This window comes from Azospirillum sp. TSH20, assembly GCF_003115935.1.
In the GTDB taxonomy this organism is placed as follows: Bacteria; Pseudomonadota; Alphaproteobacteria; order Azospirillales; family Azospirillaceae; genus Azospirillum.
The window spans coordinates 1-21,530 of record NZ_LGQU01000027.1; the positions used below are offsets into that span (position 1 = coordinate 1).

Annotated in this window: 23 protein-coding genes; 12 read left to right on the forward strand and 11 right to left on the reverse strand. The window is 68.4% G+C overall.

The features are described 5' to 3' along the window. The first annotated feature begins 197 nt into the window (after nucleotides 1-197). The 4 genes from TSH20_RS08320 to htpG all read left to right on the forward strand — a co-directional run bounded on the left by TSH20_RS08320 (nucleotide 198) and on the right by htpG (nucleotide 5,258). The gene (locus tag TSH20_RS08320) at nucleotides 198-719 is read left to right on the forward strand and encodes a GNAT family N-acetyltransferase (protein ID WP_247871075.1); all 522 of its coding nucleotides are present in this window, start codon (nucleotides 198-200) and stop codon (nucleotides 717-719) included. 101 nt (nucleotides 720-820) lie between these two features. After that, entirely contained in the window at nucleotides 821-1,489 is a 669-nt protein-coding gene (locus TSH20_RS08325) for a glutathione S-transferase family protein (RefSeq protein ID WP_085087706.1), read from the forward strand. Nucleotides 1,490-1,582: 93 nt separating this feature from the next. Then, nucleotides 1,583-3,217 (forward strand): hypothetical protein, encoded by a 1,635-nt coding sequence (locus tag TSH20_RS08330; RefSeq protein WP_109074292.1) that lies wholly within the window; start codon nucleotides 1,583-1,585, stop codon nucleotides 3,215-3,217. A gap of 160 nt (nucleotides 3,218-3,377) precedes the next feature. Then, nucleotides 3,378-5,258 (forward strand): molecular chaperone HtpG, encoded by a 1,881-nt coding sequence (gene htpG / locus TSH20_RS08335; protein ID WP_109074293.1) that lies wholly within the window; start codon nucleotides 3,378-3,380, stop codon nucleotides 5,256-5,258. 196 nt (nucleotides 5,259-5,454) lie between these two features. On the opposite strand, the gene TSH20_RS08340 is transcribed toward htpG, so the two are convergent. After that, nucleotides 5,455-6,666 carry an ATP-binding protein gene (locus TSH20_RS08340; protein ID WP_109074294.1) on the reverse strand — a complete coding sequence of 404 codons (1,212 nt, stop codon included), beginning with the start codon at nucleotides 6,664-6,666 and terminating at the stop codon, nucleotides 5,455-5,457. A gap of 383 nt (nucleotides 6,667-7,049) precedes the next feature. Here TSH20_RS08340 and TSH20_RS08345 point away from each other — a divergent pair, with 383 nt between their 5' ends. The 4 genes from TSH20_RS08345 (at nucleotide 7,050) to TSH20_RS08360 (ending at nucleotide 9,352) form a co-directional block, all read left to right on the forward strand. Continuing rightward, on the forward strand, nucleotides 7,050-7,481 hold the full coding sequence (locus TSH20_RS08345) for a Fur family transcriptional regulator (RefSeq protein WP_085090580.1): 432 nt from the start codon (nucleotides 7,050-7,052) through the stop codon (nucleotides 7,479-7,481). Nucleotides 7,482-7,676: 195 nt separating this feature from the next. Continuing rightward, complete coding sequence (locus TSH20_RS08350; RefSeq protein ID WP_109074295.1) at nucleotides 7,677-8,081, forward strand: hypothetical protein; 405 nt, start codon at nucleotides 7,677-7,679, stop codon at nucleotides 8,079-8,081. 82 nt (nucleotides 8,082-8,163) lie between these two features. Further along, nucleotides 8,164-8,901, forward strand: a complete 738-nt coding sequence (locus tag TSH20_RS08355; RefSeq protein WP_109074296.1) for an HAD family hydrolase — start codon at nucleotides 8,164-8,166, stop codon at nucleotides 8,899-8,901. 76 nt (nucleotides 8,902-8,977) lie between these two features. Continuing rightward, nucleotides 8,978-9,352 carry a response regulator gene (locus tag TSH20_RS08360; protein WP_109074297.1) on the forward strand — a complete coding sequence of 125 codons (375 nt, stop codon included), beginning with the start codon at nucleotides 8,978-8,980 and terminating at the stop codon, nucleotides 9,350-9,352. On the opposite strand, the gene sigJ is transcribed toward TSH20_RS08360, so the two are convergent. From sigJ to TSH20_RS08410, 10 genes are all read right to left on the reverse strand, one after another. Continuing rightward, a complete protein-coding gene (gene sigJ, locus TSH20_RS08365) occupies nucleotides 9,349-10,233 on the reverse strand; it encodes an RNA polymerase sigma factor SigJ (protein ID WP_109074298.1) in 885 nt (294 codons plus the stop codon). The two genes, TSH20_RS08360 and sigJ, sit on opposite strands and share 4 nt — an antisense overlap. Beyond that, a complete protein-coding gene (locus TSH20_RS08370) occupies nucleotides 10,230-10,682 on the reverse strand; it encodes a carboxymuconolactone decarboxylase family protein (protein WP_109074346.1) in 453 nt (150 codons plus the stop codon). The genes sigJ and TSH20_RS08370 overlap by 4 nt, the downstream gene beginning before the upstream one ends. 84 nt (nucleotides 10,683-10,766) lie before the next feature. Then, nucleotides 10,767-11,024, reverse strand: coding sequence for a hypothetical protein (locus tag TSH20_RS08375; protein ID WP_109074299.1), 258 nt, complete (start codon nucleotides 11,022-11,024; stop codon nucleotides 10,767-10,769). 16 nt (nucleotides 11,025-11,040) lie between these two features. Then, nucleotides 11,041-11,517: a DsrE family protein gene (locus tag TSH20_RS08380; protein ID WP_109074347.1), complete on the reverse strand. Its 477-nt coding sequence runs from the start codon at nucleotides 11,515-11,517 to the stop codon at nucleotides 11,041-11,043. A 57-nt stretch (nucleotides 11,518-11,574) separates the two neighbouring features. Further along, a complete protein-coding gene (gene moeB, locus TSH20_RS08385; RefSeq protein ID WP_199231842.1) occupies nucleotides 11,575-12,363 on the reverse strand; it encodes a molybdopterin-synthase adenylyltransferase MoeB in 789 nt (262 codons plus the stop codon). An 85-nt stretch (nucleotides 12,364-12,448) separates the two neighbouring features. Beyond that, nucleotides 12,449-13,246, reverse strand: a complete 798-nt coding sequence (locus tag TSH20_RS08390) for a hypothetical protein (RefSeq protein ID WP_109074301.1) — start codon at nucleotides 13,244-13,246, stop codon at nucleotides 12,449-12,451. 168 nt (nucleotides 13,247-13,414) lie between these two features. Further along, nucleotides 13,415-14,374 (reverse strand): cysteine synthase A, encoded by a 960-nt coding sequence (gene cysK, locus TSH20_RS08395; protein WP_109074302.1) that lies wholly within the window; start codon nucleotides 14,372-14,374, stop codon nucleotides 13,415-13,417. A 148-nt stretch (nucleotides 14,375-14,522) separates the two neighbouring features. Then, nucleotides 14,523-14,978 carry an Rrf2 family transcriptional regulator gene (locus TSH20_RS08400; protein WP_042701959.1) on the reverse strand — a complete coding sequence of 152 codons (456 nt, stop codon included), beginning with the start codon at nucleotides 14,976-14,978 and terminating at the stop codon, nucleotides 14,523-14,525. A gap of 153 nt (nucleotides 14,979-15,131) precedes the next feature. After that, a complete protein-coding gene (locus TSH20_RS08405) occupies nucleotides 15,132-15,425 on the reverse strand; it encodes a DUF2218 domain-containing protein (RefSeq protein ID WP_109074348.1) in 294 nt (97 codons plus the stop codon). A gap of 20 nt (nucleotides 15,426-15,445) precedes the next feature. Further along, the gene (locus TSH20_RS08410; RefSeq protein ID WP_109074303.1) at nucleotides 15,446-16,069 is read right to left on the reverse strand and encodes a PadR family transcriptional regulator; all 624 of its coding nucleotides are present in this window, start codon (nucleotides 16,067-16,069) and stop codon (nucleotides 15,446-15,448) included. Nucleotides 16,070-16,320: 251 nt separating this feature from the next. Between TSH20_RS08410 and TSH20_RS08415 the strand changes: the two genes are divergently transcribed. From TSH20_RS08415 to nikC, 4 genes are all read left to right on the forward strand, one after another. Beyond that, nucleotides 16,321-18,249 (forward strand): hypothetical protein, encoded by a 1,929-nt coding sequence (locus TSH20_RS08415; RefSeq protein ID WP_109074304.1) that lies wholly within the window; start codon nucleotides 16,321-16,323, stop codon nucleotides 18,247-18,249. A 53-nt stretch (nucleotides 18,250-18,302) separates the two neighbouring features. Beyond that, nucleotides 18,303-19,307, forward strand: coding sequence for a thioredoxin-disulfide reductase (gene trxB / locus TSH20_RS08420; protein ID WP_109074305.1), 1,005 nt, complete (start codon nucleotides 18,303-18,305; stop codon nucleotides 19,305-19,307). Between the two features lie 294 nt (nucleotides 19,308-19,601). Next, the gene (locus tag TSH20_RS08430; protein ID WP_109074306.1) at nucleotides 19,602-20,612 is read left to right on the forward strand and encodes an ABC transporter permease; all 1,011 of its coding nucleotides are present in this window, start codon (nucleotides 19,602-19,604) and stop codon (nucleotides 20,610-20,612) included. Beyond that, complete coding sequence (gene nikC / locus TSH20_RS08435) at nucleotides 20,609-21,529, forward strand: nickel transporter permease (RefSeq protein WP_109074307.1); 921 nt, start codon at nucleotides 20,609-20,611, stop codon at nucleotides 21,527-21,529. Before TSH20_RS08430 ends, nikC begins: the two co-directional genes overlap by 4 nt. The last annotated feature ends 1 nt before the right edge of the window (nucleotide 21,530 follow it).

The following is a 21,530-nucleotide window of genomic DNA, read 5'->3' on the forward strand; positions in this document are numbered from 1 at the left end:
AGGCCCGCAAGGGGAACCCCCCCCGCCGACACGCCTCCCGCCGAGAAGCCCCCTGCCGAGAAGGCCCCGGCCGAAAAGACCGCCACCGGGAAGGCGGCCGGGGACAAGGCGACGCGCTGAACGCTCCATTCTCCGGACAGGACGAAAGGACCGTTCCCGGACGCCCCGCCGGTGGAATACTCTGACCGGAGATCCGGTTGATCCTCAGGATCGAGCGCAACGGGCAGAAGGAGGAAGGCATGCCGGCCGGGGAAGGGGTGCGCATCGCGATCCGTTCCGCCCGCAGCGCCGACTCCGAACGCTGTGCCGAGATCTTCCTGCACGGCCGCCGCCAGGCCTTCTCCTGGCAACCCGCCGACCGCTTCGGGCTGGACGATTATTACGACTGCGTGCGCGAGGATGCGGTGCTGGTCGCCGAGGCGGCCGAGGGTGGGACCGGGGCCGGGACGGTGGTCGGCTTCGTCTCGCTCGATCCCCAGGCCGGCGTCATCCACAACCTGTTCATCGACCCCGGATGGCACAAGCGCGGCATCGGCTCCGCCCTGCTGCGCGAGGCGCTGGCCCTGCTGCGCGGCGGCCCCCACCCGGTCGAGCTGGCCTGCGCCGCCCGCAACGCCGCCGCCCGCGCCTTCTACGAACGCAACGGCTGGACGCCGGTGGCTCCCCCCTCCGACCAGCCGGACACGCTGGTGCTCTACCGCCTGTCGCGGATGGGGTGAACCGCTTGCCGCCTGCCCCGCCGACCCACCCCCAACGAGACCCGCAGGCCCGGATGCGCAGGCTGTTTTCCTTTGCGGCGTTGCGGTAAAGTCGCGCCGCCATGCGAACCCTGTACCACCACCCGATCCACGCCCTGTCGCGCACCGCGCGCGTGATGCTTGCCGAGAAGGCCCTGCCCTTCGAACCCGTGGTCGAAAGGCCATGGGAACGGCGCACCGATTTCCTGAAGCTGAACCCGGCCGCCGAGGTTCCGGTTCTGGTGGAGGAGGACGGGACGGTCGTCGCCGGCGGCCTCGCCGTGATCGAATACCTGGAGGAGGCCTATCCCGACACCCCCCTGCTGCCGCGCGAGATCGCGGCGCGGGCGGAGGTGCGGCGGGTCGCCGACTGGTTCCTGAACAAGTTCGACCGCGAGGTGACCGAGAATCTGGTGGGCGAGAAGCTGATCAAGCGGCTGTCCGGCCAGGGCCACCCCTTCGCCCCGGCGATTCGCGCCGGGCTGGCCAACGTCACCTATCATCTCGACTACATCGCGTTCCTGTCGGAACGGCGGCCGTGGCTGGCCGGGTCGGTCTTCACCCTGGCCGACATCGCCGCCGCGGCGCAGCTGTCCTGCCTGGACTATATCGACAACGTGCCGTGGGACCGCAGTCCGGAGGCCAAGGATTGGTACGCCCGGATCAAGTCGCGTCCCAGCTTCCGCGCCCTGCTGGCCGACAACATCACCGGCTGCCCGCCGCCCAAGCACTACGCCGACCTGGATTTTTAACCGCCTCTTGGGTTTTGGCCCATCAGGGGCATGGACCGGCCTCGCGTATCAAGCTTAACGTGCTCCCAAATCGTACCTGGGAGAAGTTCCTCGATGCGTCTCAGCCGTCTTTCGCCCGTCCCGGCCCTGCCGGTCCGTTCCCTGAGGCCCGCCCTGATCGCCGGCGGCATGCTGGCGCTGGTCGCCGGCTGGTCGCCCGTCCAGGCCGCCCCCGCCGTCGACGACGCCGGGGCCAAGGCGCTCGCCGCCTCGTTGAAGAAGGACCTGCCCCGCTGGTTCCCGCCGCCCAGCGAGGATGGCGAGGGCGTCGGCTTCGAATGGCAGGGCGAGCCCACCGTCAAGCCGGCCGGCGACCATTACGACGTCGCCCTGCCCCGCCTGTCGGCCGAGGATGCCGAAGGCACGCTGTTCGACATCGGCACCGTCCTCTTGTCGGTGACGCCGAAGGACGACGGCCAGTATGGCGTGGCGATCACGCTGCCCAGCGCGATCAAGGTGCAGAACCTCGACGACAACGACGAGTATGTCGACGCCGCCACCATCTCCATCGGCAAGCAGTCCTTCACCAGCACCTGGTCGGGTGCGCTGGAGACGCTGCTGGCCGTCGATGCCGCCTACAACGACATCGCGGTCAGCGCCGCCGACGGCAAGGGCAAGATTTCCGTCGCCTCCATGACCATGGTCCAGGACCTGAAGCCGGAGGCCGGGACCGGCGGCGCCACCCTGTGGAGCGGCCCGGCCGCCTTCGCCTTCGGCGGCCTGTCGGTGCAGGACGAGAAGAAGAAGGAGTTGGTCAAGATCGGCGGGGTCACCGCCGAGGCCACCTACACCCGGGTCGACCTGACCAAGGTCAGCGCGCTGCAGAAGCTGTCGGAACAGACCGCCGCCAAGGGCGTGGCGCCGACCAGCGCGGAACTGTTGCCGAAGCTCCAGGGCATGTTCGGCGGCATCAGCGGCGCGATGCGCCTGTCCAACCTGTCCTTCGTCAATCCCGAGGACGGCACCCAGGTCTCTCTCGGCCAGCTCGCCTTCCGCAGCGGCCTGACCGACCTCGACCAGGCGATGTCGACGGTCAGCATGGGCATGGAGGCGCGCGACTTCTCCATGACGCCGTCGCCGGCGCCCGCCGCCTTCACCCCGCGCGCCTTCGAGGTCAAGCTGTCGGTCGCCAAGCTGCCGAACAGCGCCCTGTGGAAGGCCTTCACCGAGCTGGCCAAGGCCGCCGAGGCCGAAGAGACCCAGCCGAAGAAGGGCGCCAAGGCCAAGGCCGCCCCGCCGCCGCCCTCCTCCGAGATGGTGATGCAGCAGGCGATGGCCGCCATGGGCGAGGCCGGGACGGAGCTGCGGATCGACGCGCTGAACCTCGACACTCCGGCGACGGCCGGCACCGCCACCGGCGCGGTCAAGGTCGCCACCCAGGCCGCCTTCGGCGTCACCGGCGGCGCCACCGTCCTGCTGCGCGGCATCGACGCCGCGGTGAAGGCGATGCAGCCGGCGCCGGGCGCCAAGCCCGATAAGGAGACCCAGGACCTGCTGGGCGGTCTGGCGATGGTCCAGGCCATGGGTCAGGCCGGCAAGGACGACACCGGCGCCGATGTCCGCAGCTACAAGTTCGAGGTGACGGAGGCCGGCCAGCTCCTGCTGAACGGCGCCGACATGACCCCGCTGCTGGCCGGCGGCGGCGAACCGGCCCCGGCCCCGGCGGAACAGCCGAAGAAGAAGAAGTAAGGGGGCGCGCGGTGGGAGGGGGCCGTCGGCCCCCCACCCGCGACACCCCGCCGCACACCTCCCGCGGTTGCACTCCACAAGCCTCTTGAACGGCGGAGACGCTTTCACATATCTCCGCCGTCTTGACGCCCACCCGTGCAAAACCAACGAAGGTGCCCCCATGACCGAGGAACGGCTCAGTTTTCAAGCCGAGGTCAGCCGTCTGCTCGACATCGTCGCCCACTCGCTCTACAGCGAGAAGGAAGTCTTCCTGCGCGAACTGGTCTCCAACGCGTCGGACGCCTGCGACCGCCTGCGCTACGCGGCGCTGACCCAGCCCGAACTCTCGGCCGACGATCCGAACCTCAAGGTCCGCCTGCTGGTCGACAAGGACGCGCGGACCCTGACCGTCGCCGACAACGGCATCGGCATGAACCGCGAGGATCTGGTCGAGAATCTCGGCACCATCGCCCGCTCCGGCACCGCCGCCTTCATGAAGTCGCTGGAAGGCGCGGAGAAGGGCGACGGCAAGAAGGACGTCAACCTGATCGGCCAGTTCGGCGTCGGCTTCTATTCCGCCTTCATGGCCGCCGACAAGGTCACCGTGCTGACCCGCAAGGCCGGCGAGGCCACCGGCTGGCGCTGGGAATCCGACGGCAAGGGCGAGTTCACCATCGCCGAGACCGACGGCCTGTCGCGCGGCACCAAGATCGTCCTGCATCTGCGCGAAGGCGACGACGAGTATCTCGACGAAGCCCGTCTCGGCGGCATCGTCCGCAAATATTCCGACCACATCGCCATCCCGATCCTGTTCGGCGAGGGCGAGGATGCCAAGGCGCTGAACAGCGCGTCGGCCCTGTGGACCCGGTCGAAGTCGGAGATCACCGCCGACCAGTACAAGGAATTCTACCACCATGTCGGCCACGCCTTCGACGATCCGTGGCTGACCCTGCACTGGCGGGCAGAAGGGGCGCTGGAATACACCAACCTGCTCTATGTGCCCTCGACCAAGCCCTTCGACCTGTTCGACCCCAAGCGCGCCCACCGGGTGAAGCTGTACGTCAAGCGCGTCTTCATCACCGACGCGGCTGAAGGGCTGATCCCGCCCTACCTGCGCTTCCTGCGCGGCGTGGTCGACAGCGAGGATCTGCCGCTGAACATCAGCCGCGAGATGCTGCAGCACAACCCGATGCTGGCCAAGATCAAGGCCGGCATCACGCGGCGCGTCCTGTCGGAACTGTCGAAGAAGGCCAAGGACACCGAGAACGCGGCCGAATACGACAGCTTCTGGGAGAACTTCGGCGCGGTGCTGAAGGAAGGCCTCTACGAGGACTATGAGCACCGGGACGAGCTGCTGAAGCTGCTGCGCTTCCGCACCACCGCCGGCGAGGAACTCGTCTCGCTGGAGCAGTATGTCGCCCGCATGAAGGAGGGCCAGGACGCCATCTACACCATCAGCGGCGACGACATCGACACCCTGCTGCGCAGCCCGCAGCTGGAAGGCTTCAAGGCCAAGGGCGTCGAGGTTCTGCTGCTGACCGACCCGGTGGACGAGTTCTGGATGCCGTCGGTCGGCGTCTATGACGGCAAGCCCTTCAAGTCGGTGACCCGCGGCGGCGCCGATCTCGGCAAGATCAAGGGCGAAGAGGCCGAGAAGCCGGAGGAGAAGACGCCGGAGGGCGAGCTGACCGACCTGCTGGCCCTGCTGAAGCTGACCCTGTCCGACGCGGTGAAGGATGTCCGCAAGTCCGAACGCCTGACCGACAGCGCCGTCTGTCTGGTCGCCGACGACAACGACATGGACATGCACCTGGAACGCCTGCTGAAGCAGCACAAGCAGCTGAACGGCGAGGTCGGCAAGCGCATCCTGGAGATCAACCCGTCCCACGCCCTGATCAAGCGTCTGGCCGAACGGGCCAAGGGCACCGGCGCCACCGACGCGCTGGAGGATGCCGCCTGGCTGCTGCTCGACCAGGCCCGCATCGTCGAAGGCGAGGCCCTGCCCGACCCCGCCGCCTTCGCCCGCCGTCTGGCAAGCGCGATGGAGAAGGGTCTGGCGTAAGGTTCGACCTGCAACGGTTTCCCTCTCCCGCCCCGGGAGAGGGAAGGGGCCCATGCGGAGCATGGGAAGGGTGAGGGGTTAGGCACGAAGCTCTGCGGTTCGGGATCTTTGGATCACCCCTCACCCTCCCCGCCTTCGGCGGGTCCCCTCCCTCTCCCGGGACGGGAGAGGGCAATGCGGGATAGGGGCTTTTCCTTTACCCCCGCCCCACCCGCTCGGCCGGGAAGACCAGCGACATGGTGGTGCCCTCGTCGCGGCGGCTGACGACGTCCAGACGGCCGCCATGCAGTTCGATCAGGCGCTTGGTCAGCGGCAGTCCCAGGCCGGTGCCGATCTGGCTGCGGGCCAGCGCGCTGTCCACCTGCCCCCAGGGCTCCAGCGCCTTGCCCAGTTCCTCCCCGGTCATGCCGATGCCGGTGTCGTGCACCGACAGCCACAAGGCGCCATCCGCCGCCATGCGGGCGCCGAGCGTCACCACGCCATTGATCGGGGTGAACTTCACCGCATTGGACAGCAGGTTCAGCAGCATCTGGCGCAGCTTGCGTTCGTCCGCCCGCAGCGGCGGCAGGTCCAGCGGCACCTCGGTGGCGATGCTCACGCCATGGCGCGACGCCCGCTCGGCCAGCAGCCGCGCCGTGCCGATCGTCACCCGCACCACGTCCACCGTGCCATCCACCAGTTCCAATCGGTCGGCGTCGGCCTTGGACAGGTCGAGCAGGTCGTTGATCAGCTCCATCAGGTGCCGGCCGCTCTCGGCGATGTCGCGGGCGTATTCGCGATAGAGCGGGATGGCGTGCGGCCCCAGCACCTCCTGCTCCAGCAACTCGGCGAAGCCCATCATCGCGGTCAATGGCGTGCGGATCTCGTGGCTCATGTTGGCGAGGAAGGCGGTCTTGGCCCGGATCGCCTGCTCAGCCTGCCGGCGCGCCTCCTCCAACTGGCGGGCGCGCAGTTCCGTCTGTTCGGCCGAGCGCGCCATCAGCCCGGTCACCGTGCCGACGCCGAGATAGCGGCCCTGCTCCGCCACCAGGAATCCCGTCACCAGCGCCGCCGGCTTCAGCTTGGCCAGCCGTCGCCCGATCTCCGCCAGCGGGGTCGCTCCTTCGATCAGCAGCGGATGCGGATCCATCGCGGCGGAGACCAGCCGCCGGCCACCCCCCTCTCCCCCGCCGTCCGGCAGCAGCCGGCCACGCTCCAGCAGCCCGGCGACGCGGCCGTCGCCGTCGACCACCGGCAGGGCGGCAAGCTCCGGCTGGCGCTGGAAGCGGGCGAGCGCGGCGGCACACTCCTGGTCCAGGGTCAGCGGCGGCACCGGAACGGCCAGCCCCGCGGCGGTGAAGGCAGACTCGTCCATGGCCGGCTCCGCCGGATTCTTCAGGACGGGAGGCGGGACATCGAATGGCTTCATTGCGGCTCCTCCCCCTCCCCATCCGGCATGGCCACGTCCGATCAGGCGCCGTCCCGGACTGCACGGCGCTCCGTCCGACAAAACCTAGCAGGGGATTATGAGCAATTGGTTTCCGTTCCAACCATCCGTCCCCGCCGAACGATAGCCTGAAAGTACTATGGCTTTGGCCGGCAAAGCATCTTCCGCTCGGCCGTCCGGCGGGGGCGTGGGTGTTTGAGAATGCGTCCGAAACACAGTATATTGCTCGGATATTCGGGGTGCCGCGAAGAGCCGGCCGGGATGGAACATCCGGTCGGCGTTTGGTGCTGGCGTCCCGGGGATCAGGGAGACCGGAGGGGCGAAGCGTCGCCCATCAAACAAAGACAGGAATACAGGGGATGTCCATGCCCTCGCGCCTTGAAGAACTGTGCGTGAAGAAGGGATTGAAGATGACCGACCAGCGCCGCGTGATCTCGCGCGTGCTGTCGGAGGCGACGGACCACCCCGATGTGGAGGAAGTGCACCGCCGTGCATCCGCCATCGACCCGCGCATTTCCATCGCCACGGTCTATCGCACGATGCGGCTGTTCGAGGAGGCGCACGTCATCGACCGGCTTGATTTCGGTGACGGCCGTGCACGCTACGAAGAGACCAGAACCGATCATCACCACCATCTGATCGATGTCGACTCAGGAGAAGTGATCGAGTTCACCAACGATGAAATGGAACGGCTGAAGGAAAGCATAGCCCGCGAACTTGGCTATGACCTGATCGGCCATCGGTTGGAACTGTACGGTGTTCCGCGCAAACGCCGCACTGACAAATCTGAGTCTTAACTGTATACGGAACTTGCTGGCGATGCGCACAAGGGGTGCCGGCTGACTCTCCCTTCCCCGGAATCTCCACACGCGTGACGGGCGGGTCAGGCAGCCATCGCTTGCGGGGTGCATCGGGTGCCGGGCTGGACCTTGCCGGCCGCTGGCCCAAGGTTAGGCGAGGAGCAAACCTCACTGACCGGAACCGGCCGCACCATGGATGATCGTCCCGACAATCGCCAAGACCGACGCCCCGACGCCCGGCCCGAAAGCCCGCTAAGCACGGCCGGGCCGGACATTCCCAAGACCGCAGCCAACGCCGCAGGCTCGGGTCCCGACCCCGTCCTCGAACGGCTGGACCGCCTGTCCGACCTGCTGTTGCGCCGCATCGACCGGCTGGAAGAGCGGGTCCGCAGCCTGGAACAGGACAATGGCGAGATCATCAACCTGCTGATCGCCGTCAAGGCCGGGCTGGAGGAAGCGTCAGGCGACCTGATCGCCCAGCTGGAGGAGGTGGACGACACCGCCGGGCCGGAATTCGCATCCGACGACGGGTCGGAAGATGGCGCGGAGGACGGACCGCTCTTCGAAACGCCCTGCGGCCCCACCATGCTGCATTGATCGGCTCTGCCGGGGCCGGCTTGGCCGGAGTCCGCTTGAAAATCCTTGCCTGCCGCCCCGCGGCGGCCGGATAACCATGGTCATGCAAACGACGTCCGTTCCGCCCCGCGGCATCGAGCCCCGGATCAGCCTCACGCCGCCCGCGCCGCTGCTGGCGACGGCTCCCGATTCGCCGGTTTCCGGGCCATTGGTTTCCGGGCCGGCCGGCGTGGCCTTCTTCGACTTCGACGGAACGCTGATCCATGGCGACAGTCTGCCGATGTTCGTCGGCGAGGTGATCGGCCGGCGCCGCGCCGCCCTGGCGCTGGCCGACGCCATCCGGTCGGCCCTGCACCGCCATGTCCGCGGCCGCGGGCCGGGCTGCGATTTTCCGGGCTCGGTCAAGGCGATCTACCTGAAGCGCACCCTGCGCGGCTTGCCGGTGGCCGACGCGCTGGCCGCGGCGGAGCGGATGATCCCGCGCGTGCGCTGGCACCAGCCGATGCTCGACGTGCTGAAGGATCATCGCCGGCAGGGCCGCCGCGTGGTGGTCGCCACCGGCGCGCTCGACCTCTACATGCCGGCACTGCTGCGCGGGCTGGAGGTGGACGACCTGCTGGCGACGGGCATGGAGGTGGTGGACGGCACGCTGACCGGCCGGCTCAGCACCGCCAACTGCGTGCGGCTGGACAAGGCGGAGCGGGTGACCGGCTGGATCGCCGACAACGGCCCGGTCGCCGCCACCTGGGGCTATGGCAACCATCCCAGCGACCTGCCGATGCTGGCGCTGATGCACAAGGGCGAAGTGGTCCGTATTCGACGAAGGTCGAACCACAGGTAGCGGCGGTTTACAACCCGGCCAACCATCCGCATACTCCCTCTGTCCATAATAAAAACATGATGGACGGAGGGGAAACGTGGCTTTCAGCATCGAAGCGAACATCCGGGTGCCGGGTTACGGCGGGCGCCGCGCCGTGGTCGCCGATGCCGACCGCATCCAGCGCGAGGCGCTGGCCGGCCATCTGTCCGGCCGCGGCTTCCAGGTCTCGCAGACCGCCGATGCGCTGGAGGCCCTGACCCTCATCGGCGCGGAGGCGCCGGTCGTGGCATTGCTGCCGCTCGACCACGAGGGCGACGAGGGCGACCGCGCCGCGGCGCTGGCGGCGATGCTCTATCCGCAGACGCGAATCCTGATGACCGGCCCGCGGATGCCGAACCTGCCCTTCCCCATCCTGCCCCGCCCGGTCGATCTGACCGCGCTCGACCGCTGGCTGGACGAGGCGACGGCTTAAAAGCTCCGCACCCGCTCCAGCTTCTGCGGGTTGGCCACCTGATAGACCCGCAGGATCCGGCCGTCAGCAACGTCGAAGGCCAGCACGCTGCGGAACGACGACCCGCTCAGTTCGGCAAGCAGCCCCGGCCCGCCATTGACCCGCACCGGCACGAATCGGAAGCTGACGGCGCGCTTGCGCTGGACGCCGATCAGGAAGCGGGCGATGCGGTCGGCACCGAACAGCGGCTTGACCGCCGTCCGCACCATCCCGCCGCCGTCGCTCAGCCACTGGGCGTCGTCGGACAGCAGGGCGACGATGGCGGCATAGTCGCGCCGCACGCTGGCCTCGGCGAAGGCGGCGGCCAGACGGCGCCCGGCATCCGGATCGGCCAGCGCGGCGGACGGCTCGGCCATCCGGGCGCGGGCGCGCCGCATGATCTGGCGGCAGGCCTCGACCGACTTGCCGAGCATCGCCGCGATCTCCGCGTAATCCAGATCCATGGCCTCGCGCAGGACGAAGACCGCCCTCTGGTCCGGCGCCAGCCGCTCCAGCAGCAGAAGCATCGCCATCGGCACCGACTCGGACTCCGCTCCGTCCTCCGCCCCGTCATCCCAATCGGCGACCTCGGGCTCGGGCAGCCACAGCCCGTAATAGCGCTCCCGCGCCACCCGGGCGGAGCGCAGCCGGTCGAGCGCCAGCCGCGTCACCAGGGTCGTCAGAAAGGCGGGGGCCGACCCGACGCTGCCGGGCGCCACCGCGGACCAGCGCAGCCAGGCATCCTGCAGCGCGTCCTCCGCCTCCGCCACCGAACCAAGCAGACGGTAGGCCAGGGCGCGCAGCCGCGCCCGCTCGCCCGCGAAGGCGGCGAGCGCGGTGTCCGGGTCGGCCAGCGCCGTCACGCCGCCATCCCGACGGCGGTGCCCTCGACATGCTGGGCGATGCCGACGCGGTTCCAGGCGTTGATCTGCGCCGCCGTCACCGTCAGTTGGGCGATCTGCTCGGCGCTGAAATGGCGTTGCAGCGCCCGGTAGGCGTCGTCGATGCGATCATGCTGGGTGCGGGTCAGCACCTCGGCCCAGGCGAAGGCGGCGCGCTCGTCAGGCAGGAACAGGTCCGACCGCTCCCACTCGGCAAGGGCGGCGATGCGCTCTTCCGACTGGCCGTCGTGGCGGGCTTCCTTGGTATGCAGGTCGATGCAATAGGCGCAGCCGTTGATCTGTGACACGCGCAGGTCGATCAGGTGGACCAGCCCGGTCGGCAGGCCGCTGCCACGGATGGCCTTGGCGGTGGCGAACAGCGTGGCGTACAGAGACGGGGCATCGGCGGCGACGGTGAAACGGAAAGCCATGGTGTTCATCCTCGTTTGGAGTGTCATCGCACCCATGACGGGGCACACATCTCCAGCGTGACGCATGGCTGCCTTGCACTTGGCTCAGGCGTCGCTCAGCAGCCCCACCGCCTCGCGCAGGATGACGATCTTGGCGGCGAACCGCCCCTCGGGATCGCTCTCGCCGATCAGCTGGATCATGATCCCAAGCGCATGGGCGACGCGCGGCGCCATGCCCGGCCGCTCCCGCACACGGGTCGCGAGGTCGGACAGCGCCGGCCGGTAGGGGCGCCCTTCGAACCCGTCGGTGGCGATCGACTCGAACCGGTTGGCGAGGTCAAGGATCTCGCGGTTGTCGCTCATGCCCGTTCCAGCCATCTCAGATGAACAACATGGCGCCGCCGCCCGGCGCCCCGCCGGACGCATGGTTCAGGAAGGTGACGACTCCGCCGGTGGCGACCGGCACGTCGGCTCGCAGCGAGACGCCCGGCGGCAGCCCCAGCGCCCGCAGCCCCATCTCGCAAGCCATCACCGTGACGCCCATGGCGACGCAGGCCTCCAGCAGCTCCTCGAAGGTGGCGAGGCCGTGGGTGGCGAAATAGCGGTCGCGCGCCACCGGCGTGCTGCCGTCGTCGGCCGGGTCCAGATCGTGCCAGCCCAGCACCCCCGGCTCCGTCTCATGCACCAGGGCGCGCAGAGCGCGGCCGGTGAAGAACAGCGTGACCTTGCGGTTGGTGGCCGCCGCGGCGCTGGCCATCACCAGCGCGTAATGGACGCGGTCGAAGCCGCCGGCGAATAAGACGATAGACAGGGCCGACGTGCCGCCGGCTCCCGTCGCCGGTATTGGGTTGGGCATGGTTTCAGGCAGGGCAGTGGACATGGTGGCCGCCTCCCGTCGTTGCCGTGGCGCCCGTCAATGGGCGGAGAGGTCGTGGATCGTCGGATGATCGCCGCAAAGCGCGCAGTCTGGATCCCGCTTGATGGAGATGCGCTGATAGGACGCATAGAGCGTGTCCATCATCAGCAGGCTGCCCGACAGGCTCTCGCCCAGCCCCAGCAGTTCCTTCAGCACCTCCGTCGCCTGCAGCGAACCGACGGAGCCGGCCAGCGCCCCGAGGACCCCGCCTTCCGAGCAGGACGGCACGGCGCCGCGCGGCGGCGGTTCCGGGAACAGGCAGCGATAGCAGGGGTGCGGCGCGCCCAGATGCGCCTTGAAGGTGGTCAACTGCCCGTCGAAGCGCAGGATCGCCGCCGACACCAGGGTCTTGCCGGCCAGGAAGCAGGCGTCGTTCAGCAGGAAGCGCGTGGCGAAATTGTCCGATCCGTCGGCGACCAGATCATAGCCGGCCATCAGCTCCATCGCGTTGTCGCGGCTGATCCGCGTCTGGTGCGTCTCGACCCGGACATCCGGGTTCAGCGCCCGGATGCGGGCGGCGGCGCTCTCCACCTTCGGGCGGCCGAGCGACGACTCGTCGTGGATCACCTGACGCTGCAGGTTCGACAGGTCGACCGTGTCGTCGTCGACGATGCCGATGGTGCCGACGCCGGCCGCCGCCAGATAGAGCAGCAGGGGCGCGCCCAGGCCGCCGGCACCGACGACCAGCACCTTGGAACGCAACAGCTTTTCCTGGCCGATGCCGCCGACTTCCGGCAGCACGATGTGGCGGGAATAGCGGTGAAGCTGGGTATCCGTGAAGTCCATGGCCCGCAGCATAGCGCAAGGACGCGCCGTTGCAGCAACATTCGACGCCGCGTTTTCCGCAGGCCGGCAGTGCCGCCGGAAACCGCTAGGCCTTTGTCGAGGTGGTCGTGGGCTTCGCTTCCGACGCCCACTGGCGCAGCCGGTCCTGCCGTTCGCGCAGCGTCTTCTGGATGGCGCTTTCCTGGTTGAGGCCGCTTTCCGTCAGGTCCGGATTGCGCGGGACGAAGCTCAGCCGGAAATCGGTCGGGCTCTTCAGGTCGGACGGCGGCACCACAACCATGGTGTACTGACCGGGTTCCAGCTTGTAGGTCGGTTTCTGCAGGAAGGTCTGCTGCGCGTCGGGCTTTCCGGAGTCGCTGGCGGCCACCACCTTGCCGTCCTTGTCCATCATCGCCCAGCGCGTGTTGGGCAGCGAGATGTCGGCGGTGAAGGTGCCGCCCTGCACGACGTTGAAGGTGTGCTTCTGAATGCCGGTATCGCCGTTGCCGGATGGCTGGGCAGTGCCCTTCAAGGTCGCGCCGCCGCCGGTCACCAGGACGTTCTGCCGCTCCGTGACGTCCATCGAATAGTCGCGCACGCCGGCCGCACGGTTGGCCTGCGAAAAGGTCGCCGTGTAGGTGCCGGGTCCCAGCCGCGCGCTGGCGTCCGCCGCCGATTCCTTCGACCGGATGGTGGTCACCACCTCGTTGCGGTCGTTGCGGATCTCGACGTTGGTGAAGGTGTTGTTGATCTTGAAATTGAACTCGCCGGACTTGCTGACCGTGAAGGTCTGGGTGTCGGCGTTGGCACCGTCCGAACCGATCTTGGTCGTCTTCCCCTTCAATTGGGAGAAGGCGCTGCTCGACAGGTTCGGAACGTAGGTGGCGGCGGTAATATCCGTCATGGCGGTCACTCCCCGGCGGCGGCACGGACGGAACGGCGGTGCGGTCACCGGGAAGATTAGCCGAAAGGGCGAATTCCGTCAAATTTCGGGCCGGAATTTCGCCGCCAAGCTGCGAACCGAAGCTGCGAGTGGGGGGCAAGGATCGCCCCCACCCGCACGGGCGCAGTGTTACTCCAGCCCTTCGAACAGGGCGGTCGACAGGTAGCGTTCGGCGAAGGACGGCAGGATCACGACGATCTGCTTGCCGGCATTCTCCGGACGGGCGCCGATCTCCAGCGCCGCGGCCAGCGCCGCGCCGGACGAGATGCCGACCGGCACGCCTTCCAGGCGGGCGACGTCGCGGGCGGTCTCGAAGGCGCGCTGGTTGGAGATGCGCACCACCTCGTCGATCAGCTCCTTCTTCAGGATTTCCGGCACGAAGCCGGCGCCGATACCCTGGATCTTGTGCGGGCCGGGCATGCCGCCGGACAGGACCGGGCTGTCCTCCGGCTCCACCGCCACCGCCTTGAAGGAGGGCTTGCGCGCCTTGATGACCTCGGCGGTGCCGGTCAGCGTGCCGCCGGTGCCGACGCCGGAGATCAGGAAATCGACCTGACCGTCGGTGTCCTTCCAGATCTCCTCCGCCGTGGTGGCGCGGTGGACGGCCGGGTTGGCGGCGTTCTTGAACTGCTGCAGCAGATAGGCGTTCGGGTCGGCGGCCAGGATCTCCTCCGCCTTGCGGATGGCGCCCTTCATGCCCTCCGCCGCCGGGGTCAGCACCAGTTCGGCGCCCAGCAGCTTCAGCATCTTGCGCCGCTCCACCGACATGCTTTCCGGCATGGTCAGGATCAGCTTGTACCCCTTGGCGGCGGCGACGAAGGCCAGCGCGATGCCGGTGTTGCCGGAGGTGGGTTCGACCAGCGTCGTGCGGCCGGGGGCGATGGTACCGGCGGCCTCGGCGGCCTCGATCATGGCGCGGCCGATGCGGTCCTTGACGCTGGCCAGCGGGTTGAAGAACTCCAGCTTGCCGATGATCTGGGCCTTCACCCTCGCCTCGGCGGCGAGGCGGTCCAGCCGCACCAGCGGCGTGGCGCCGATCGTGTCGAGGATGCTGTCGTAGATCTTGCCGCGGAACTCCGGTGCAGCCATGATTCCACCTCTGAGATTTGTGTTATAAGTGAGTTCAACACCACAAGTGGAGCATTATCCAGCCCCGGGACCCTGTCAAACAGGAAGTGGTGCTGCCGGGCCGTCCGAACGACCCCCAGCGAGTCAGCCGTGGCACCACATCAGGGCGTCAGATGGTGAAGTCGATGCGGTCCTCGGTCTCGCTCTCCACCCCGGCGCGGCGCGCGCGCATGCACAGATCCTCGATGGTGATGGTGTCGAGCTTCGCCATGCACTCTTCCTGCAGTTCACCCCACAGCGGGCGCACCACCTGATGGCCCAGCACGGAGCCGGCCGGCTCTTCGATCGGATCGGTGGCGGTCTCCATCGCGCGGACGACCTTGACGATCTCGCCCAGCGTGATGCGCCGCCGTTCCCGCGCCAGCCGGTAGCCGCCGCGCGGGCCGCGCACCCCGGCCAGCACGCCTTCACGCACCAGCTGCTGCAGCACCTGTTCCAGATAGCGCTTCGGGATGCCCTGGCGCCGGGTGATCTCCCCCGACTGCACCGGCTCGGTGCCCGCGTTGTAGGCGATGTCGAGGACCGCCTCGATGGCGAACATCAGCTTCTTGGAGATGCGGAGCATCACGAACGACTCCCGGTGATCTGTCCATGGGCGGCCCGGCGGTGGGAAACCGCCTTCTCTCCCATTCCCGCCTGTTGGTTAAGAGCCGTTTTACACCGCCAACGCGGTAATTCTCAACAGGATTTGTCGCAGACAGATTCGGGAAAATGCGCCTCACCCCACCCCGGTCCAGGCCACCTCGCCCAAATCCTCGCGGAAGGCGAAGCGCTTCAGGTGGTCGATCACCACCCCCTGCATGCGCTCCATCTGTCCGGCGTCCGCCACCTCCAGGGTCAGCGTCAACCCGGAGTCGTCGGCCGCCATGCGGCAGCGGCTGTCGGGACCGAAGGGGACGAGGCCCTGGGTCTCGTCATAGGTGACCTCGAACTTGTGCGCCCAATGCTTGCACAGCTGGGTCATGTAGCGGCGCCCGTTCGGCGTCGCGATGCACGCGGTCGATGCGGCCATGGTCATCGCCTCCTGTCCGGTCAGATGCGTTCGACGCTGCGGGCGGCGTTGTCGATGATGTCGGCGATGGCCTGGGTCTGCTCCGTCGTCAGGTCGCCGCGCGACAGGCGCATGCGCAGGGCCATCTTGAAGTTCTCGACGGCGCGGACGATCTGCGGCGACGATTCACGCTGGCGGCAGGCCTTCGCATGAGCGATGCGCTCGCGCACCGCCGCCACCGTCGGCTCCGCCGCCGCCAGCGCCGCCGTGCCCTCCGGCATGATCTCGTAGAGCTTCTTGTTGCCCTCGGTGGCGCCGACGCGGATGTGGCCCTGCTCCTCCAGCAGGGTCAGGGTCGGGTAGACGACGCCGGGGCTGGGGCTGTAGGCGCCGCCGACCATCTCCTCGATCGTCTTGATCAGGTCATAGCCGGAGCGCGGCTTCTCCGCGATCAGCCACAGCAGGACCAGCCGCAGGTCGCCATGGTCGAAGATGCGCCGCTCCCCCCGGCCGCCTTTCCCATGGCCGCCCCAGCCTTCCCAGCCGCCGCGATGACCGTGGCGACCGTGCCGGCCGCGCCCTTCCCCCCGACCCTCCGCCATCTCGTCGTCGAACTCGGGACGCGAGAAGCGGCGGCCGTGATTGTGAAACAGATGCCGAAACATGGAACCCTCTCTTGATGCAGTTTCGATATAACGAAAACTTAGATATATCGAAACCCGCTCTTAGACAAGAGGCGATTTTCGGGTGGACGCTCCGGCGGCGACCCATTCGGCGCCCCATGTGGCGCCCCTGCGGCCCTCAGGTGACGCCCGGCCCCCGGACAAATCGGGTTCGTCCGCAAATCTCTGTCGCCCGCCCGGCCGAAGGGGCTATAACCGACGCCCTGGCATTGCTTTCGCGTGTGTGTGTCCTCATGCCCCTTCGGATCGAGACCTTTTCCAACGTCACCGGCGGCTCAAGCTTCTTCAAGGCGGTGGGCCACCCGCTGGCGGCGCCCAAGGCCGCGATCCTGATCGCGCGGCTGGCCTCCTTCGGACCAGTGGCGGTCTATGACCCCCTGGGCCTGCTGTCGGGGCTGGCGGAGTTCTATGACCTGTCGTCGATCGACATCGGCGGGATCTATGTCCAGGACGTGGAGCAGGTCGGCCGCGAGGTGTTCGGCCACGCCGCCCGTCCGGTGACCGACCTGCCGTCCAGCGGCGCCCGCACCGTCTTCGTCGTCGCCTTCGATTCCCAGCGGCTGGAAGGCCACATCGCGCATCTGATCCCGAAGCAGGCCGGCGTCGTTTCGCTCGACGCCATGCGCGTGCCGGAAGACATGCTGAACGATCCCGGCCATTACCTGTCGAAGTTCAACTGGGCGACCAACTTCGCCTGGTTCCGCGACGGCGACGGCCACCACACCCGCGTGGTGTCGGCCAATTACTGGCCGCGTTACGGCGCCAAGGGCACCCGGCTGTGGGCCTGCCTGTTCGACGGCGAGGGCCGCCCCATCGCCGACTGGACGGAGCCGATGCCGCCGACCGACGGCACCGTGGTGATCGACAGCCGGCAGGTGCGCGAGCGCTTCAACCTGTCCGACTTCTGCGGTTCGCTGTTCCTGCACGTCATCGGCGCCGCCGGGCACGACGTGGTCAAATACGCGCTCGACACCTATGGCGACGACGACAGCGTGCTGTCCTGCACCCACGACGCCAACGCCTGGCCGGCCGACCTCTATGCCGGCCTGCCCGCCCCGCGCGAGGGCGAGCGGGTGACCCTGTGGATCCAGAACAGCCACCCGACCCCGATCCCGGCCGGCGCCGTCGGCCTGAACCTGATGGGGTCGGCCGACATCCGCAGGCTTGACCAGACGGTCCCGGCCTTCGCCACCGTCGAGTTGGACGTCGCCAGCCTGTTCCCCGAGGCGCGCTGGCCCCAGCAGTTCGAGGTGCAGGCCGGCAAGCATTTCGTCCGGCCGCGCTATGAGATCGTCGCCGCCGATGGCCGCCGCCGCATGGCCCATGCCAATGTCGAGCGCACCGACCTGAAGCCCGACCCCAAGTTGCCGCAACTGACCGGTGGCGCCATGAACAAGGGCGTCGTCGGTAAGGGCCACATCCTGCCGGCGCCGCTGCTGCCGATGGGCCGCTGGCGCACCATTCTGCTGCCGACGCCGATGAGCACGGCGCAGACCGAGCTGCCGGTGAAGGCGGTGGTCTACGACCGCAACGGCGCCGCGGTGGCCGAACACCGCTTCGGCAACCTGAAGCGCTCCGACAGCGTGGCGCTGGACGTGACCGGGCTGGTCGCCGACAAAAGCGTCGTTGACGGCTGGGGCCATGTCGAACTGGTCTATGATTTCGAAGCCGGAACGATTGCCGACGGCTGGCTGCACGCACTGGTCCGTTACGAGGACGTAACGACCGGCCATGTGGCGGAGACCAGCTTCGGCAGCCACATGTTCAACATGGCGATGGTCTATCGCGACGAGCCGCAGAGCTACCATGGCCGCCCGCCCGGCCTGTCGACCCGCCTGTTCCTGCGGCTGGGCACCGACCCGTGGGACACGCTCTGCCACCTCGTCTACCCTGCCTCGACCCGGTGGCATGACACCTCCGACACCAGCCTGATCCTGGTGCGGCGCGACGGCGTCGAAGTGGCGCGCAAACGGCTGGCGATCCCCTGCGGCGGCTCGCGTTTCTGGCGCTATCACGAGATGTTTTCGGAAGCGGAACGGTTGGCGGCGGGCGAGCATGCCTATGTGCTGATTCGCGACACCACCTGCCGCCTGTTCGGCTACCATGGCTGCCTTGCTGCCGGTGACAGCGCCTTCAGCCTCGACCATATGTTCGGTTTCTAGAGCCGTTCCAAAACGCACCACGTCATTTGCCGATACACAGCGGGATCAGACCCATGGCCACGACCCACCACACCAAGGTCCTCATCATCGGCGCCGGCCCGGCCGGCTACACCGCCGCCATCTATGCCGCACGCGCCAATCTGGAGCCGCTGATGGTCCAGGGCATGCAGCCGGGCGGCCAGTTGATGATCACCACCGACGTGGAGAACTACCCCGGCTTCGCCGATCCGATCCAGGGCCCCTGGCTGATGGAGCAGATGCAGAAGCAGGCGGAGCATGTCGGCACGAAGATGGTGTTCGACCTGATCACCGGCGTCGACTTCACCCAGCGTCCCTTCGTCTGCAAGGGCGACAGCGGCGACACCTACACCGCCGACAGCGTCATCATCGCCACCGGCGCCCAGGCGCGCTGGCTCGGCATCTCGACCGAGGAGATCTATCGCGGCTTCGGCGTGTCGGCCTGCGCCACCTGCGACGGCTTCTTCTTCCGCGGCAAGGAGGTCGCGGTGATCGGCGGTGGCAACTCGGCGGTCGAAGAGGCGCTGTACCTGACCAACCACGCCACCAAGGTGACGGTCATCCACCGCCGCGACAGCTTCCGCGCCGAACGCATCATGCAGGACCGCCTGTTCCGCCACCCGAAGATCGAGGTGGTGTGGGACAGCACGGTGGAGGAGATCGTCGGCGAGGGCGACGGCACCATGGGCAACCCGCGCAACGTCACCGGCGTCCGCGTGAAGAACGTCAAGTCGGGCGAGGAGCGCGTGATCCCGGTGACCGGCGTCTTCGTCGCCATCGGCCACGAGCCGGCGACCGGCATCTTCAAGGGCAAGGTGAAGATGGACGAGTCGGGCTACATCATCACCGCCCCCGATTCGACCGCCACCGACATTGCGGGCGTCTTCGCCGCCGGCGACGTGAAGGACAAGGTCTATCGTCAGGCGGTCACCGCCGCCGGCATGGGCTGCATGGCCGCGCTGGAGGCCGAACGCTGGCTCGCCCACCACGAGCCCGCCGCCGGCGCGCATGGCGATCCCAGCCCGGCGGGGACTTGGTGATCTGAGGCGGCGTTAGACCCCCACCTAACCTCCCCCGCTCTCGGCGGACCTACGGTCCGCCTGCCGCGTCAGCACAAAGCGAAGCTTTGTGCGAGAGCTGAGCGGGGGAGGGACTGCCGCTGCCCTCCCGCATAAGCACTTGTCCCCTCCCCCGCCCAGCGGGGGAGGGTTAGGGTGGGGGCAAGGGGCGCATCCACCGCACCCACCTCCCCATACCCCCCTATGCCCTTGACGGGCTTTGCAGAAAGCCCCGACTGTGATTCCCTAGCGCCTCCAAATCGCGAGGGAGTCCTCTTGCCTACGCTGAAACGCGGCCTGACCCTGCTGGTCACGGTCGCCGCCACCCTGCTGGGCCTGCTGCTGGTCACGTTCCTGATCGGCCGCGTCGTGCCGATCGACCCGGTGTTGTCTGCGCTCGGCGACCGGGCGAACGCCGAAAGCTATGCGCAGATGCGCACGCAGCTCGGCCTCGACCTGCCGCTGTGGCAGCAGTTCCTCCGCTATGTCGGCGATGTGCTGCAGGGCGACCTCGGCACCTCGGTGCTGACCTCCCGCCCGGTGCTGGAGGATGTGCTGCGCGTCTTCCCGGCGACGCTGGAGCTGGCGACGGTCGCCGTCGTGCTCGGTGCCCTGCTGGGCGTGCCGGCCGGGGTGTTCGCCGCCACCCACCGCGGGCGCTGGCCCGACCATGCCATCCGCCTGCTCGGCCTGATCGGCCATTCGGTGCCGATCTTCTGGCTCGGCCTGATGGCGCTGCTGCTGTTCTACGCCAAGCTGGACTGGGTGCCGGGACCGGGGCGGGTCGACGTCTTCTACGAGGGCATGGTCGATCCGGTGACCGGCATCGTCACCGTCGACGCCCTGCTGGCCGGCGAGACCGAGATGTTCTGGAACGCCGTCCAGCATCTGGTTCTGCCGTCGGCCATCCTCGGGCTCTACAGCGTCGCCTACATCGCGCGGATGACGCGCGGCTTCATGCTGGACCAGCTGCGCCAGGAATACATCACCACCGCCCGGGTGAAGGGCCTGTCGGAGACCCGCGTGGTCTGGCGCCATGCGCTGGGCAACATCGCGGTGCCGCTGGTCACCGTCATCGCCCTGTCCTATGCCAGCCTGCTGGAAGGGTCGGTGCTGACCGAGACGGTGTTCGCCTGGCCCGGCCTTGGGCTCTACATCACCAATTCGCTGCTCAGCGCCGACATGAACGCGGTGCTGGGCGGGACGCTGGTGGTCGGCGCGGTCTTCATCGCGCTGAACCTGCTGTCCGACCTGCTCTATCGCCTTCTGGATCCCCGGGCCCGATGACCGCGCGCACCGATACCCAAACCGCCGGCTGGCGGGACTGGCTGACCACCGACACGCCGCAGTCCCGGGCGCAGGCCCGGCTTGGCCGCGCCTGGGCCGGCTGGACCGCCTTCCGCCGCAACCGGCTGGCCGTCGCCGGGCTGCTGATCGTGCTGGCCCTGGTCGTCGTCGCGGCGCTGGCCCCCGTGCTCGCGCCCTACCATCCCTATGCCCAGAATCTGGACAACCGGCTGATGCCGCCGAGTGCGGCCCATTGGCTGGGCACCGACGCCTTCGGCCGCGACATCCTCTCGCGCCTGATCCACGGCGCGCGGCTGACGCTGATGATCGTGGCGCTGGTGGCGGCGACGGCGCCGCTGGCCGGGCTGGTGATCGGCACGGTCGCCGGCTATTTCGGCGGCTGGGTCGACACCGTGCTGATGCGCATTACCGACATCGCGCTGGCCTTCCCCAAGCTGATCCTGGCGCTGGCCTTCGTCGCCGCGCTTGGCCCCGGCATCGAGAATGCGGTGATCGCCATCGCCATCACCTCCTGGCCGCCCTATGCCCGCATCGCACGGGCGGAGACGCTGACCGTCCGCCGCGCCGACTTCATCAGCGCCGCCCGGCTGCAGGGCGCGTCCAGCCTGCGCATCATCCTCGGCCACATCATGCCGCTGTGCGTCGCCTCGCTGATCGTGCGGACGACGCTGGACATGGCCGGCGTGATCCTGACCGCCGCCGGGCTGGGCTTCCTCGGCCTCGGCGCCCAGCCGCCGCTGCCGGAATGGGGGGCGATGATCGCCAGCGGCCGGCAATATGTGCTGGAGCAATGGTGGGTCGCCGCCATGCCGGGCTTTGCCATCTTCATCGTCAGCCTGGGCTTCAACCTGCTGGGCGACGGGTTGCGCGACGTGCTGGACCCGAAGGGGGATTGAC

Bases quoted from the DNA above. Each gene is read 5' to 3' on its own strand.
- htpG (WP_109074293.1), top strand. From the start codon at position 3,378: ATGACCGAGGAACGGCTCAGTTTTCAAGCCGAGGTCAGCCGTCTGCTC.
- TSH20_RS08375 (WP_109074299.1), bottom strand. From the start codon at position 11,024: ATGAGCGACAACCGCGAGATCCTTGACCTCGCCAACCGGTTCGAGTCG.
- TSH20_RS08350 (WP_109074295.1), top strand. From the start codon at position 7,677: ATGGATGATCGTCCCGACAATCGCCAAGACCGACGCCCCGACGCCCGG.
- TSH20_RS08345 (WP_085090580.1), top strand. From the start codon at position 7,050: ATGCCCTCGCGCCTTGAAGAACTGTGCGTGAAGAAGGGATTGAAGATG.
- TSH20_RS08390 (WP_109074301.1), bottom strand. From the start codon at position 13,246: ATGACGGATATTACCGCCGCCACCTACGTTCCGAACCTGTCGAGCAGC.
- TSH20_RS08340 (WP_109074294.1), bottom strand. From the start codon at position 6,666: ATGAAGCCATTCGATGTCCCGCCTCCCGTCCTGAAGAATCCGGCGGAG.
- TSH20_RS08405 (WP_109074348.1), bottom strand. From the start codon at position 15,425: ATGGCCGCATCGACCGCGTGCATCGCGACGCCGAACGGGCGCCGCTAC.
- cysK (WP_109074302.1), bottom strand. From the start codon at position 14,374: ATGGCTGCACCGGAGTTCCGCGGCAAGATCTACGACAGCATCCTCGAC.
- TSH20_RS08325 (WP_085087706.1), top strand. From the start codon at position 821: ATGCGAACCCTGTACCACCACCCGATCCACGCCCTGTCGCGCACCGCG.
- moeB (WP_199231842.1), bottom strand. From the start codon at position 12,363: ATGGACTTCACGGATACCCAGCTTCACCGCTATTCCCGCCACATCGTG.
- TSH20_RS08355 (WP_109074296.1), top strand. From the start codon at position 8,164: ATGCAAACGACGTCCGTTCCGCCCCGCGGCATCGAGCCCCGGATCAGC.
- TSH20_RS08415 (WP_109074304.1), top strand. From the start codon at position 16,321: ATGCCCCTTCGGATCGAGACCTTTTCCAACGTCACCGGCGGCTCAAGC.
- TSH20_RS08370 (WP_109074346.1), bottom strand. From the start codon at position 10,682: ATGGCTTTCCGTTTCACCGTCGCCGCCGATGCCCCGTCTCTGTACGCC.
- trxB (WP_109074305.1), top strand. From the start codon at position 18,303: ATGGCCACGACCCACCACACCAAGGTCCTCATCATCGGCGCCGGCCCG.
- nikC (WP_109074307.1), top strand. From the start codon at position 20,609: ATGACCGCGCGCACCGATACCCAAACCGCCGGCTGGCGGGACTGGCTG.
- TSH20_RS08380 (WP_109074347.1), bottom strand. From the start codon at position 11,517: ATGCCCAACCCAATACCGGCGACGGGAGCCGGCGGCACGTCGGCCCTG.
- TSH20_RS08400 (WP_042701959.1), bottom strand. From the start codon at position 14,978: ATGCTCCGCATCTCCAAGAAGCTGATGTTCGCCATCGAGGCGGTCCTC.
- TSH20_RS08410 (WP_109074303.1), bottom strand. From the start codon at position 16,069: ATGTTTCGGCATCTGTTTCACAATCACGGCCGCCGCTTCTCGCGTCCC.
- TSH20_RS08330 (WP_109074292.1), top strand. From the start codon at position 1,583: ATGCGTCTCAGCCGTCTTTCGCCCGTCCCGGCCCTGCCGGTCCGTTCC.